The following is a 13,663-nucleotide window of genomic DNA, read 5'->3' as shown; positions in this document are numbered from 1 at the left end:
CGTCGAGAGGTCGTTGCCGAAGGACGCCGTCTCCGAGGTGAAACGGTCACCCGTCAGCTGCATACCGTCACCCGAGTCACCCGCGAAACGGATGACCACCCGGTCGACACGGCGGATCTCGGTGGTCGTCATGTCAGGCGGCGTTCTTCTCGCCGCGCTCTTCGCGCCGCAGCTCGGGCTCGTGCTTGTAGCCCATGATCAGCACGTCCCGGACCGCCGCCTTCGACGGGTCCACGGGCTGGATCGGGCGGACGGCGTGCAGGATCTGGCCGTCCGCCCAGAACATCGTGTCCATCTGCTCGGTCAGGCAGAACTCGGCGACGAGCTCCCGCTCCAGGCTGTAGACCTGGGACTCCCCGCCGTCGGCGTTGAAGCGGCCCATCAGGTGGATCGCGCCGAAGTCGACCTCGTCGCGGTGCGGGCCCTCGGGGGTGGGCTCGCCCGTCTCGTCGGGGGTGCTGATGATCCGGAACTGGTGGCACTGGACGTCCCAGGGGTCGTCCAGCCAGGACTCCTCGGGGACCGGGAAGCTCTCGAAGTTGGCGCGCAGGAGCCGCGTCAGGAGCGGGTTGTCCAGGGTGGTCCGGCTGAGCGGGGCCACGTCGCGGTCGATGCCGCCGGCGTAGTCGTTGGCGTTCATCGACTGGAAGTACGGGCGGTGCGGGCGCAGCCGGACCTCCCCGGTGCGGGGCACGAAGAAGAAGCGGTCGTAGGCGCGCTCACGGAACCGGGATCCGCCCTTCAGGTACCGGTCGGTCTCCAGGTTCTCCCATTCGGCGGCCAGTTCCTTCACGTGCTGCCGCAATTCGGCGTCGATGACGAGCCGGTCGGCCGGCAGCAACGAATATCCGTTGGCCCGCAGTTCTTCCCGTGCCTCGGTCTGCATGATTGGCTCCTCCACGCCGGATCTCACACTGCGCTTCCGAGGTTCCCACGGTACTGCTGACGCTCAACTGACAGGGTTCGCACGTCAGATGGACGTCAGCCGGTCGTCACACGGCCTGTGCTTCACTCGGCCGGTATGACAGACCTATTAATGACCTCGCCCCGGACGGAACGCCGGACGGTCCTCGAGGAAATCGTCGTCGCCGAATTCAAGAGAGCGCTGCTCATGCCCGACGACGAGGAGCTCCCCCTGGAGGACAGCTTCTTCGAGCTCGGTATGACGTCCTTGCTGCTCACCATGGTCAAGCAGCGCCTCGAGGACCAGCTGGGCCGGGGCATCAGCAGCACGGCGCTGTTCAACCAGCCCACCGTCGAGCGGCTGACCGACTATCTGGCCTCGGACGTGCTGGCCGACATCTTCGACGCGAACTGAGAGAGGGACGGCGGCCATGCCGGGACATCCGGAATTGCAGGAAAGGCTCGACGCCGCGGAGGAGACCGTCCGCCGGCAGGAGGAGGAACTCGGGCGGTTCCTTTCGGAAAAGCACGAGCCCATCGCCGTGGTCGGTATCGGCATGCGCCTGCCCGGGGGGAACCATTCGATATCCGACCTCGACGCGTTCCTCCGGGAGGGGCGTTCCGGAATAGGACCGCTGCCGCGCGACCGCTGGGTCCCGGAGGTGGCCGAGGGTGACGTCACGGCCGTCGCGGGCGGTTTCCTCGACCGCATCGACGCGTTCGACGCGCAGTTCTTCAACATTCCGCCCAAGGACGCCCCCTTCATCGATCCGGCGCAGCGGCTGCTGATGGAGACCGTGTGGGAGGCGCTGGAGGACGCCGGCATCGATCCGGCGGGCCTGCGGCACGGGAACGGCGGCGTCTACGTGGGCGCCTCGCCGCTGGACTTCGCGCTGGAGCTGGAGGGCCTCGCCGACGAGCAGCTCGACGGGAGCCTGACGACCGGGCTCGGCGCGTACTCCCTGTCGGGGCGGCTGTCGTACTTCCTGGGCTGGCGCGGCCCGAGCCTGACGACGGACACCGCGTGCGCGGCGTCGCTGACCGCCCTGCACCTGGCGGTGGAGGGGCTGCGGCGGCGCGAGTGCGGGATCGCGCTGTGCGCCGGGGTGAACACCCTGCACAACCCGCGCTCGTACGTGATCCTCTCGCACGCCCAGATGCTGGCCCCGGACGGGCACTGCAAGACCTTCGACGAGAGCGCGGACGGCTACGCGCGCGCCGAGGGCTGCGGGGCGCTGGTCCTCAAGCGGCTGTCGGACGCGCTGGCGGACGGGGACCGGGTCCTGGCGCTGGTCCGCGGGACGGCGATCGGCCAGGACGGCGAGAGCGCGGGCCTGAGCGCGCCCAACGGCACTGCGCAGGAGGCCGTGATGCGGGCGGCGCTGGCGAACGCGCGGCTGGAGCCGGGCGACATCCAGTACGTCGAGGCGCACGGGACGGGGACCCCTCTGGGCGACCCGATCGAGATGGGCTCGGTCAACGGGGTGTTCGGCGCCTCGCACGACCGGGAGGATCCCCTGGTCATCGGGTCGCTGAAGGCCAACATCGGGCACATGGAGCCGGCGGCCGGGCTGGGCGCGGTGATCAAGGTGATCACGCAGATGCGCGCGGGCGCCTTCTTCCCGCACGTGTGGCGCAACCTCTCCGGGCGGATCCCGTGGGACACGTACCCGATCACGGTGGCGACCGAGGAGCGGCCCTGGAAGGCGCCGGTACGACGGGCCACGGTCAACGGCTTCGGGGTCGCCGGGGCCATCGCGGTGGCGGTGCTGGAGGAGCCCCCCGCGTCCGCGCCGGCCGAGGAGGCCCCCGCGCGGGAGGACGTACGGGAGGACGTACGGGAGGACGCCGGGGAGGACGTACGGGAGGAGCGCGGCCAGGTCTTCACGCTCTCCGCCAAGTCGCGTCCCGCGCTGCGGCTCCAGGCGGAGCGGTACGCGCGCTTCCTCGCCGAGCGTCCGGAGACCTCCCTCGCCGACCTGTGCCGCACCCGGGCCACGGGCCGCTCGCACTTCCGCTTCCGGGCGGCGGCCGCCGTCGCGGACACGGCGGAGCTGGCCGGCCGGCTGGAGCGGTGGAGCGCCCCGCCGCGCGGGGACGGGAAGCCCGACGCCTTCCGCAAGACGGCCTTCCTGTTCACCGGCTCGGGTTCGCAGTACGTGGGCATGGGCCGCGCCCTGTACGGCCGCTTCCCCGTGTTCACCCGGTGCGTCGACGAGTGCGACGCGCTGTTCGCGCCGCTGCTGGGGCGTTCCGTGGCCGCGGTGATGTTCGGCGACGCGCCGGACGCCGAGGAGACCCTGGCCCGTACGTCCTTCACGCACGCGGCGCTGTTCACGCTGGAGTACGCCCTCGCCCGGCTGTGGCTGTCGTGGGGGGTGCGGCCGAGCGTGCTGATCGGGCACAGCGTCGGCGAGATCGTCGCGGCGACGGTGGCCGGGCTGTTCACCCTTCCCGACGGGGTCGCCTTCCTCGCCGCCCGCTCCCGGCTGATCGAATCGGTGTCGGCGCCGGGCGGGATGGCCGCGGTGACGGCGCCGGCGGAGGAGGTCCGGGCGCGGCTGGCGCAGTGGCCGCAGCTGGCGGTCGCGGCGGTCAACGCCCCGCAGCAGGTGGTGGTCTCGGGCGCGGCGGACGCCCTGGCCGAGGCGGTGGAGGCGCTGCGCGAGCCGGGCTGGACGGTGACCGAGCTGCACGTGACGGCGGCGTTCCACTCTCCGCTGATGGCGGAGGTGTCGGAGCCGCTGGCCGAGGTGCTGCGCGGGATCGGGTTCCAGGAGCCGCAGCTGCCGATCGTGTCGAACCTGACCGGCCGGATCGCCGATCCGCGGGAGCTGGCGACGCCCGAGTACTGGGTGCGGCACGTCAACGAGACGGTGGAGTTCGCGGCCGGGGTGCGCACCATCGCGGAGCGCGGCCGGCACGTGTTCCTGGAGGTGGGGCCGTCCTCGGCGCTGACCTCGCTCGCCCGGCGCAGCGTGCCGCAGGAGCAGCACCGCTGGCTGAGCAGCCTGCGTTCGAAGGACACCACGGGCGCCGCCCTGGACTCCGCGCTGGCGGGTGCGTACGAGGCGGGGCTGACCATCGCCTGGGACGAGGTGTACGCGGGCCGGCCGGGCCGGCGGATCCCGCTGCCGGGCTACGCCTTCGACCGGCGCGAGTACCGGCTCCCGGCGCGGCCCTCCGGGCGGGGCGGGGCGGGCGGGGACGGGCATCCGCTGCTCGGGCGGGAGACCGGACGGGACGGCGGGGTGCGGGAGTTCACCGCGCGGATCAGCTCCCGGCAGCCGGCGTACCTCGCCGACCACACCATCGGCGGCCAGGTCTTCCTGCCGGCGGCGGCCTATCTGGAGCTGCTGCTGGCGGTGCAGGACGAGGTGCACGGCGACACCGGCCGGGCGGTGGAGGACGTGCGCTTCCACGAGGCCCTCTTCCTGTCGGACCGGCCGGCGCTGCTGCTGACCCGGGTCCGTCCCGGGCCGGACGGGCGGCTGGAGGTGGAGGTCTCCAGCCGGGGCGCCGACGAGCCCGAGGGGACCGAGCGGCTGCACGCCACGGCCTCCGTCGCGGCCGAGCCCGACCATGCGGGCAGCGGCCTCGGTGGCCCGGCCCGGACCCTGCTGGCCCTGACCGGGGCCCTCGACGGCGACGAGCCGTCGCGGGTGATGGACGGCGGGGAGGTGAAGGCGGCCTACGCGGAGGCCGGGCTGGAGTACGGGCCGCAGTTCCTGCGGGCCCGGTCGGTGACGTCGTACGGCCCGGACTTCGCGGTGACCGAGCTGTCGGGCGGGGACGTCTCCCGGGCCGAGCACCTGCCGCCGCCGCTGCTGGACGGTGCGACGCACGGCCTGGCGGCGCTCACCGACGACGGCCGCCGGTACGTGGCCACCAGCGTGGGCCGGCTGCGCGCCTTCAAGAAGCCGCGCGGGGAGGTGCTGCGTTCGGCGGCCCGCGTCGCGCGCGCCGAGGACCCGGAGCAGACGGACCCGGCGTTCACCCTGGACGTCCTGCTGCTGGAGGAGGACGGCCGGCCGGTGATGGAGCTGTCCGGGATGGGCTTCACCCGCCTCCCGGACCGACCGGTGGAGGCGGCCGCGGCGGAGCGGACCGCGCAGGCGGCGGCCGCGGCGGCGCCGGTGGACGTGGAGTCGCTGGCGGCGGCCGGGCCCGAGGAGCGGCAGACGGCGCTGGTCGCCCTGATCCGCGCGACGGTCGCGGCGCTGCTCGCGGTCGACGACCCGGAGTACGTCGACACGCGGGCGAGCTTCCTGGAGCTCGGCGTGGACTCGCTGACGGCGATCGTGCTGAAGAACCAGCTCCAGACGCGGCTGCGGATCCCGCTGCTGTCGTCGGTGGTCTTCGACCACCCGTCGGTGGAGGAGCTCGCGGAGCTGCTGTCCGTACGGCTGGCCTCCGGGCCGGCGACGGCCGCGGCCGCTCCCGCCGCCGCATCCGCCGCCGCCTGAGAGCGCCGCCCCCTGCGGGCCCCCGACCGGGGCCACGGCGGAACGCCTCGGCCGCCGTGGCCCCCTCAACCGTCCGAGCGACCGACAAGGGAAACAGACCCATGGACAACCGTACGGAGGACCGGACCCTCGCCGCCCGCGCGGCGCTGCACGCCCGGACCCGGCCCGACCAGCCCGCGGTGGTCTGCGAGGACCGCGCGCTCACCTACGGGGAGCTGCACCGGGAGAGCAACCGCACCGCGCACGCGCTGCTGGCCGCGGGCCTCGCGGCCGGATCGCGGGTGGGCTACCTGGGCCGGGAATCGGAGCGCTACTACGACCTGGCGCTGGGCTGCGCGAAGAGCGGCGCGGTGCTGGTGCCGGTGAACTCGCGGCTCACGCTGGGCGAGGTCGAGCACGTCCTGCGCGACTCGCAGGCCGAACTGCTCTTCGTGGAGCGGGAGTTCCGTCCGCTGGTGGACAAGCTGCGGCCGGTGCTGCCGGGGCTGCGCGAGGTCGTGGAGATGGACTCGGACCGGCATGTGGCGGGCGGGTTCCTCGACTGGAAGGCGCCCCTGCCGGACACCGAGCCGTCCACGGCCGGCGCGGCCGGCTTCGACGACCCCGTCGCGCAGCTGTACACGAGCGGGACGACCGGGCTGCCGAAGGGGGTGGTGCTGGCGCAGCGGACGTTCTTCACCTTCATCGCCGACACCCGGGCGGCCGGGGTGGACTGGATCGACTGGCGGCCCGAGGACCGGGGGCTGAGCTGCTTCCCTGGCCTGCACACGGCCGGCTTCGGCTGGTTCATGCACGCGTTCAACGCCGGCGCCACCACGGTGGTGATGCGCCAGTTCGTGGCCGACGAGGCGACCCGGCTGATCGAGCGGCACCGGATCACCACCTTGTGGGCGGCGCCCGCGATGCTGCGGATGATGCTGGCCGAGCGGGGCACGACCCGCGCGACCTTCCGCTCCCTGCGCAAGGTGGTCTACAGCGGCTCCCCCATCGACCGCGAGCTGCTGCTGGCCTGCATCGACGTCCTGGGCTGCGAGCTGGCGCAGGGCTACTCGTCGGCGGAGGCGGGCAGTTTCCTGACCGTTCTGGCGCCGGAGGACCACACGCCGGACAGCCGGGTGCTCGGTTCGGCGGGCCGGGCCGTCCCCGGGGTGGAGCTGCGGATCCTGGACGGGGAGGGCCGTCCGCTGCCGGCGGGCGAGGTCGGGCGGGTGGTGGTGCACAGCCCGGCCCGCTTCCTCGGGTACTGGCGGCTGCCGGAGGTGACGGCGCAGGCGCTGTCCGGGGAGTCCGGCGCGTGGCTGTCGATGGGCGACATGGGCCATGTCGACGAGGACGGCTACCTGTTCCTGGCCGACCGGGTCAACGACACCGTCATCGTCGCGGGCCAGAACATCTATCCCACGGAGGTCGAGAATGCGCTGCGGGCCCATCCGGCGGTGGCGGAGGTCTCCGTGTACGGGGTCCCGCACCCCGATTGGGGCGAGGCCGTACGCGCCGCGGTGGTGCTGCGGCCGGACGCCGGGGCGACGGCCCCGCGGGAGTTCCTGCGGTTCCTGAACGGCCGGATCGCCGGGTTCAAGATTCCCACGGGGTACGACATCGTCGGCGAGCTGCCGCGCAACCCCACGGGGAAGGTGCTGCGCCGGGTGCTGCGGGAGCGGTTCGAGGCGGCGTCGGACCCGGCGCCGGCGTCCGCCCCGACGCCCGGACCCGCGCCCGCGCCCGCGCCCGCGCCCGCGGCGTAGCCGCTGTGGACACCGTGCCCGCTGTGGACACCGTGCCCGCCCTGGACACCGTGCCCGCCCTGGACGCCGTACGGGAGCCCGTGCGCGCGGGCCCGCTGCCCGAGGTCCAGGGCGCCTCGCGCTGGCTGCACCCGGCCGACGCCGATCCGGACGCCGAGGTGCGGCTGTTCCTGCTGCACCACAGCGGGGGCGGCGCCCCGATGTACCGGCAGTGGCCGGGGCAGCTGCCCGCCTCGGTGGGCTGCCAGGCCGTGCAGCTGCCGGGCCGGCAGGAGCGGCGCCGCGAGGCCCCGTACACCCGGCTCGACCCGCTGGCGCAGGCCCTCGCCCGGGTGCTGTCGGACGAGTTGGACGAGCGCCCGTACGCGGTGTTCGGGCACTCGATGGGGGCGCTGCTCGGCTACCGGCTGACGGTGGAGCTGGAGCGGCGGGGCCTGCCGGCGCCGTCGCTGCTCGCCGTGTCGGGGTGGGCGCCGCTGGGGTTCACGGCGCCGCCCGACCTGGTGGCCTGCCCGCTGGGGGCGCTGCGCGTGCTGGGCGGGCTGCCGCCGGAGGTCGAGGAGGATCCGGAGCTGCTGGCGGCGGCGGTCCGCGCGATGGGCGCGGACGGGGCGGTGTGCGCGGACTTCTCGGACGACGGGGCGGCCGTGGGCTGTCCCGTCGTCGCCTACTCCGGGCGCGGGGATCCGCTCCTCGCGCCCGAGGCCATGCGGTCGTGGGCCGGGCGGACGCCGGAGTTCCTGGGGTGCCGGACCTTCCCCGGGGACCACTTCTACCTGCGGACCCACGCCCGCGCCATCACGGCCGACCTGGCCCAGCTGCTGCCGCGCTACGCCGCGGTGGGCTGAGCGGGCGGCGTCCCTGGAGAACCCGGAGGTACCCCTTCATGCTGCCCCGACCCAACGAACTCCTCGCGCGCTACGTCGCGTTGTGGAACGAGAAGGACGCGCAGCGCCGCCGCGACATGGTGCGTTCCATGTACGCGCCGGACTGCGTCTACGTCTTCTACCGCAAGGACCCGATCCGGGGGCACGCGGCCCTGCTGGACCAGCTGGCCTACACGCACGAGGTGTACGGCCCGATGGGGTACGAGTTCCGGTCCTCGCACAACGCGACCGGCCACCACGACGTCGTCCGGTTCAACTGGGTGATGGTCACGGCGGCCACGGGGGAGATGGAGATGTCCGGCCAGGACATCCTCGTGCTCGCCGACGACGGTCGAATTCAAGCCGACTACCAGTTCCACGACCGGATGCCCTCGTCGTTCGTCTACAACGACGGGTACGAGGAGCACGGCGTGGCGGTGCGCCACGCCCAGCCCACGCGTACCGGTGCCCCCGGCTCCTGAGGGGGCCCGGCGGCCGACGCACGCCGGCCCCGCGGCACTGCGGTGCCGCGGGGCCGTTCGTGCGGGGCGGCGCCGGTCAGATCCCGGCGGCCGCGAGGGCGTTGGGGCAGTACTGGCGCAGGACGAGCTCGGTGGTGGTCAGGGCCATGCGGGCGGGGCCGGCGGCGCCGAGCACCTCGCCGTTGGCCAGGGTGCCGCCGACGATCAGCATCAGGGTGTCGGCCAGGGCGTCGGGGTCCTCGGCGCCGGCCTGGGCGCCCTTGTCGCGCCACCAGTTGCGCAGGCCCTTGAGGTGCAGCTTCGCCTCCTCGCGGCCCGGGTGGGCGGGGTCGCGGAACTCGCTGGAGGTGTTGTAGTAGATGCAGCCGTGGAAGTCGGGTTCCCTGACGCTGTCCTGGAAGAACTCCATCAGCGCGAGGATCTGGCGGGCCGGGTCGCCGCTGTGCGGGGCGGTGACCTCCTCGGCCTGTTCCCACCACTGCGCGTCGCTCTCGCGCAGCCAGGCCGCGATGAGTTCGTCCTTGCTGGCGAACTCGCGGTAGAGCAGGCTCTTCCCGACGCCGGTCGCGTCGATCACCTGCTGCATGCCGACGGCCCGGACCCCCTGCTCACCGAAGAGTTTGGCCGAGGCTTCCAGAATCCGCCGCCTCGTACCCGGTGCCGGTGTGCGCGCCATGTCTCAACTCCTTCGCCTCTCCCCCGCGGATCCCAGCATACGTTTGACACAGGGGTTTGTGAGCGCTAGAAATGGACCGATCAGTCCTGGACTGATCGGTCCATCATTTTTGGCATAGCTCTGGCCCGCTCGCTGCTTCCGACGACACTCCGATCGGAGTCTGATCATGACCGAGGCATCCCCGACCTCCCCTCCCATCGCACGGGCGGTGACCCCTCCGGCCCCCGTGGTGAAAAGCCTGCCGCTGCTGCTCCTGGTCGTGTGCGCGGTGCAGTTCCTCGACGCGATGGACATCGCGAGCATGGGACCCGCCCTCCCCCTGGTCCAGGCGGACCTGGGCATGACCACCTCCGCCCTCCAGTGGGTCGTCTCGGCGTACGCGCTGGGCTTTGGCGGGTTCCTGCTGCTGGGCGGCCGGCTGGCCGACCTCTACAACCGCAAGAAGCTGCTGATCGGCTGGCTGGCCGTGTTCGTGGTGGCCAGCATCCTCGGCGGCATCGCCGACGACGGCGTGCTGCTGGTCGTCGCCCGACTCCTCAAGGGCGTCAGCGCCGGCATCACCGCACCCGCCGCCATGGCGATCCTGCTCGACGCCTTCCGTGACGAGCAGTCGCGCAACCGCGCCCTCGGCACCTTCCTCGCCGTGGCCTCCGCCGGCTACTCGCTCGGCCTGATCCTCGGCGGCCTGATGGCCGGCGTCTCCTGGCGGCTCGTCCTCTTCGCCCCGGCCGTGGCCGGCCTCCTGGTCGCGCTGCTCGCCGCCTCGGTGGTCCCCTCGCAGCAGGAGAAGGGCAAGAGCGGCAGCCTCGACATCCTCGGCGCCGTCACGGTCACGGCCGGCGCGGTGGCCCTCGTGTACGGACTCAGCCGGGCCGCCAGTGACGGCTGGGGCGACGCGCAGACCATCGGCTCGCTGATCGCCGCCGCGATCCTCTTCCCCCTGTTCGCCCTGGTCGAGAGCCGCCACCCGGCGCCGCTGGTCCCGCTCGCCGTCTTCCGCAAGGGCCAGCTGACCCGCTCGCTGGTCGCCATGCTCTTCTTCGGCGCCTACGTCTCCTTCCAGTTCGTCCTGACCCTCTACTACCAGGAGCAGCTGCACTGGAGCCCGCTGGAGGCCGGCCTCGCCTTCCTCCTCGGCGGCGTGCTGACCGCGGGCACCGCCCGCTACGGCGCCGCGCTGGTCACCAAGTACGGCGCCTGGCCGGTCGCGACCGGCGGCCTGGTCCTGCTGAGCATCGGCTACCTCGGCTGGGTCCTGCTGATGGGTCAGGTCGACCCGCTGATCACCCTGTTCGCCCAGCAGCTGCTCGGCGGCCTCGGCTTCGCCGCGGTCTACCCGGCGCTGAACATCGCCGCCGTCGGCACCGCCTCGCCGGACGAGCAGGGCCTGGTCTCGGGCCTGTTCAACGCCGGCGCGCAGATCGGCAACGGCGTGGTCATCGCCCTCACCGCGACCGTCTTCTCGCTCAGCACCGGCGGGATCGCCCCCTACCGGGCCGGCCTGTGGACCGTCACCGCCATCACCCTGGCCGTGACCGTGGTGGCCCTGTCGGGCGCCGCCCGCTACCGCCAGAAGGCCTCCGCCTGACGGGAGGGGGACGCCGGCCCCCCGGCGGCGCCCCCTCCCCCCTGTTCGGCCGTGCAGCACGTCCGGCGCCTCCATTGGATCCCCCGCATCCGGCGCCCGGGCGTGTTGCACGGCCTTTTCGGCATGTCCGGACCCGGGCGCCGCGGGGGCTCCCGGGGGCTTCATTGACACGCTCCTGTCCGACCAAGTACGGTCGGGACCGATCGGTCCACTAAGGTTCCAGAGCATGTCGAGTTCGCTTCTGGTATCGAATCGACCGCCCGACGCCAGTGCACACGACACCGTTCTCTTTCCATCTCGCGGGGAGATGTTTGTGTTGCTGTTCTCAGTCCTAGGCTCCATAGAAATCGTCAAACAACGGGTCGCCGTACGGCTCGGCGGCGCCATGCAGCAGACGCTCCTGGCGGCCCTGCTCGCGGCCGGCGGATCGCTCGTCACGGTCGACTCCCTGATCCTCGAACTCTGGGGGACCACACCCCCCAACAAGGTCGAGAACGCCCTCCAGGCGCAGGTCAGCCGGGTCCGCAGGACCCTGGCCGCCGTCGAGCCGGAGCGCGAGGGCTCGCGGGTGGTGACGAGCACCTCCGGCTACATGTTCCTCTTCGACCGGTGGGAACTCGACGCCTACCTCTTCCTCGACACCGTGGACGCCATCCACGCCAGGACGGGAACGGAAAGCCTGCCCGAACTCCGCCAGGACATCTCCGACCTCCGCGAGGGACTCTCGCGCTGGCGCGGCCCGGTATTCGGCGGACTGACCGGCGGGCCGATCTGCCAGACCGCCTCCACGAGATATCAGGAGGCGAGAAATTCGGCCCTCATCCTGCTCTACGACCTCGAACTGCGCACCGGCGGCCACGAGCGGATCCTCCCGGAGCTGACCGAGCTCTACTCGCGCAACCCGAACCACGAGCAGTTCTGCATGCTGCTCATGCGGGCCCTGTACCGGTGCGGCCGCCAGCTCGACGCGCTGACGGTCTACCGCCAGTGCCGGCACAACATGATCGAGTCGCAGGGCATCGAGCCCTCGCCCGTCCTGAGCCAGTACGAGCGGGCGATCCTCACCCACGACCCGATGCTGCTCCAGGACGAGCCCTACTGGCCCGTCCCAGCCCTCGTCGCGAGCTAGGGACGAGCCCGGACATGGACGAGCACCTGCTGCTCGTCGCGCACGGCAGCCGCGACCCCCGGCACGCGGCGACGGTGCGCGCACTCACCCGGCGGATCCGGTCGACGAGGCCCGGACTGCGGGTGGGCACGGCCTTCCTCGACTTCGACTCCCCCTCGGTACAAGGGGAGTTGGCCCGGATGGCGGACGGCGGAGCGCAGGCCGTGGTGGTCCAGCCCCTGCTCCTGAGCCGCGCCTTCCACGCGAAGCACGACCTGCCCGGGGCACTGCGCCGGGCCCCGGCCCCCCTCGCCGTGCGGCAGGGCGGCGTCCTGGGACCCCACCCCCTGCTGACGGCCGCGCTGGAGCGCCGGCTGTCCGAGGCCGGCCTCGGCCCGCACGAGCGCGCGACGACCGGCGTCGTGCTCGCGGCCGCCGGCACCACCGACCCCGACGCGGCCGCCGTGCTCGCGGGGATCGCCCGTACCTGGCAGGGCAGCGGCTGGAGCGCCGTACGGCCCGCCTTCGCCTCCGCCGGACTGTTCCCCCGTACCGAGGACGCCGTACGGGCGCTGCGCGCCGAGGGCGTACGACGGGTGGCGGTGGCCCCCTACCTGCTGGCCCCGGGCCGGCTGCCCGACCGGATCGCGGCGGGCGCCGCGGCGGCCGGGGCGGACGTCCTGGGCGGGGTGCTCGGGGCCGCTCCCGAGCTCGCCCGGCTCGTGCTGCTCCGCCACGACGAGGCCGTGGCGAGGGCCCGGGCCCTCGCGGTCTGACCGCGGACCCGGGCCCGTACCGCCGGCCGGCGGCGGGTTCACACCCGCAGGCCGCGGCCGCGCAGCATGCGGCGTTCCACCGGGGCGAAGACCAGCAGTTCGACGGCGATGCCGACCAGGAGGATCAGGCCGATCGCCAGGAAGATCCGGGCCATGTCGGAGGTCTCGCGGCCCGATTCCAGCAACTGGCCCAGGCCCAGGCCGAGGTCGGGGGAGCTGGCGATGATCTCGGCGGCCATCAGGGAGCGCCAGGAGAAGGCCCAGCCCTGCTTGAGTCCGGCGAGGTAGCCGGGGAACGCGGCGGGCATCACCACGTGGCGGGCGCCGCGCAGGCCGGTGGCGCCGAGGGAGCGGCCGGCCCGCAGCAGGAGCGGCGGGACCTGGTCGATGCCTGAGACGAGGCCGCCCGCTATGGAGGGGGTGGCGCCGAGCAGGATGACGGCGTACATCATCGAGTCGTCCAGGCCCAGCCAGAGCACCGCCGGGGGCACCCAGGCGACCGAGGGCAGGGACTGCAGGCCGGAGAGGATCGGCCCGATCGCGGCCCGTACGGGGCGGACGCGGGCGACGAGCAGGCCGAGCGGGGTGCCGATGGCGAGGGCCAGCAGGAAGCCGGACAGTCCGCGCCAGACGCTGGTCCACACGATGTCGAAGAGGGTGCCCTTGAACCAGAGGTCGGCCAGGCTGTCCCAGACGGCGGCGGGCGGCGGGAGCACGTAGTCGTCGGTGACGCGGGCCCAGACGAGGGCCTGCCAGAGCGTCAGCACCAGGGCGACGGCCAGGGCCGGCGGCAGGGCCTTCCCCAGCAGGACGCGGCGCAGCGGGGTACGGGCGCCGTGGTGGGTTTCGAGCGCGTCCAGTCCGGCCAGTTCGTTGGCGGCGGCCCGGGGCCTGAGGTCAGTGCCGGCCATGGCGGCGGATCTCCCCTCGCAGGTGTTCGGTGATCTCCAGGGACAGGTCCGCGACGTCGGCGTCTTCGATGCGGCGGGGCTGGGGGATGTCGACGGTCCATTCCTTGGCGACCCGGCCGGGGCGGGAGGAGAGGAGGACGAC

Annotated in this window: 11 protein-coding genes and 1 pseudogene; 8 read left to right on the top strand and 4 right to left on the bottom strand. The window is 73.1% G+C overall.

What is annotated here, in order from left to right; all coding sequences use genetic code 11:
- Window positions 1-133: 133 nt before the first annotated feature.
- Window positions 134-886: a 2OG-Fe dioxygenase family protein gene (locus ACIRBY_RS38440; protein ID WP_403910038.1), complete on the bottom strand. Its 753-nt coding sequence runs from the start codon at window positions 884-886 to the stop codon at window positions 134-136.
- Between the two features lie 135 nt (window positions 887-1,021).
- Here ACIRBY_RS38440 and ACIRBY_RS38435 point away from each other — a divergent pair, with 135 nt between their 5' ends.
- The 5 genes from ACIRBY_RS38435 to ACIRBY_RS38415 all read left to right on the top strand — a co-directional run bounded on the left by ACIRBY_RS38435 (window position 1,022) and on the right by ACIRBY_RS38415 (window position 8,462).
- Window positions 1,022-1,318, top strand: a complete 297-nt coding sequence (locus ACIRBY_RS38435; protein WP_403910035.1) for an acyl carrier protein — start codon at window positions 1,022-1,024, stop codon at window positions 1,316-1,318.
- A 16-nt stretch (window positions 1,319-1,334) separates the two neighbouring features.
- The gene (locus ACIRBY_RS38430) at window positions 1,335-5,369 is read left to right on the top strand and encodes a type I polyketide synthase (protein ID WP_403910032.1); all 4,035 of its coding nucleotides are present in this window, start codon (window positions 1,335-1,337) and stop codon (window positions 5,367-5,369) included.
- Window positions 5,370-5,470: 101 nt separating this feature from the next.
- Window positions 5,471-7,114, top strand: coding sequence for a long-chain-fatty-acid--CoA ligase (locus tag ACIRBY_RS38425; protein ID WP_403910029.1), 1,644 nt, complete (start codon window positions 5,471-5,473; stop codon window positions 7,112-7,114).
- A 23-nt stretch (window positions 7,115-7,137) separates the two neighbouring features.
- Window positions 7,138-7,962, top strand: coding sequence for a thioesterase II family protein (locus tag ACIRBY_RS38420; protein ID WP_403910027.1), 825 nt, complete (start codon window positions 7,138-7,140; stop codon window positions 7,960-7,962).
- Between the two features lie 38 nt (window positions 7,963-8,000).
- Window positions 8,001-8,462 (top strand): nuclear transport factor 2 family protein, encoded by a 462-nt coding sequence (locus tag ACIRBY_RS38415; protein WP_403910024.1) that lies wholly within the window; start codon window positions 8,001-8,003, stop codon window positions 8,460-8,462.
- A gap of 76 nt (window positions 8,463-8,538) precedes the next feature.
- On the opposite strand, the gene ACIRBY_RS38410 is transcribed toward ACIRBY_RS38415, so the two are convergent.
- Entirely contained in the window at window positions 8,539-9,138 is a 600-nt protein-coding gene (locus ACIRBY_RS38410) for a TetR/AcrR family transcriptional regulator (RefSeq protein WP_403910021.1), read from the bottom strand.
- Between the two features lie 166 nt (window positions 9,139-9,304).
- On the opposite strand from ACIRBY_RS38410, the gene ACIRBY_RS38405 reads away from it, so the two are divergent.
- From ACIRBY_RS38405 to ACIRBY_RS38395, 3 genes are all read left to right on the top strand, one after another.
- Window positions 9,305-10,726, top strand: coding sequence for an MFS transporter (locus ACIRBY_RS38405; RefSeq protein ID WP_403910018.1), 1,422 nt, complete (start codon window positions 9,305-9,307; stop codon window positions 10,724-10,726).
- Window positions 10,727-11,033: 307 nt separating this feature from the next.
- Window positions 11,034-11,855, top strand: a complete 822-nt coding sequence (locus tag ACIRBY_RS38400) for a BTAD domain-containing putative transcriptional regulator (protein ID WP_403910015.1) — start codon at window positions 11,034-11,036, stop codon at window positions 11,853-11,855.
- Window positions 11,856-11,869: 14 nt separating this feature from the next.
- Window positions 11,870-12,610 carry a sirohydrochlorin chelatase gene (locus ACIRBY_RS38395; RefSeq protein WP_403910009.1) on the top strand — a complete coding sequence of 247 codons (741 nt, stop codon included), beginning with the start codon at window positions 11,870-11,872 and terminating at the stop codon, window positions 12,608-12,610.
- 38 nt (window positions 12,611-12,648) lie between these two features.
- Here the strand turns inward: ACIRBY_RS38395 and ACIRBY_RS38390 are convergent, their stop codons facing one another.
- On the bottom strand, window positions 12,649-13,521 hold the full coding sequence (locus tag ACIRBY_RS38390) for an ABC transporter permease (protein ID WP_403910003.1): 873 nt from the start codon (window positions 13,519-13,521) through the stop codon (window positions 12,649-12,651).
- Window positions 13,508-13,663: pseudogene (locus ACIRBY_RS38385) on the bottom strand (ABC transporter ATP-binding protein); the annotation flags it as partial. The pseudogene ACIRBY_RS38385 and the gene ACIRBY_RS38390, both read right to left, overlap by 14 nt.

Origin of the sequence: Streptomyces sp. NPDC096136 (genome assembly GCF_044763325.1) — a bacterium.
Lineage (GTDB): Bacteria > Actinomycetota > Actinomycetes > Streptomycetales > Streptomycetaceae > Streptomyces.
The sequence above is the reverse complement of the archived record's forward strand: the minus strand, read 5'-3'. Positions and strand labels throughout refer to the sequence as shown.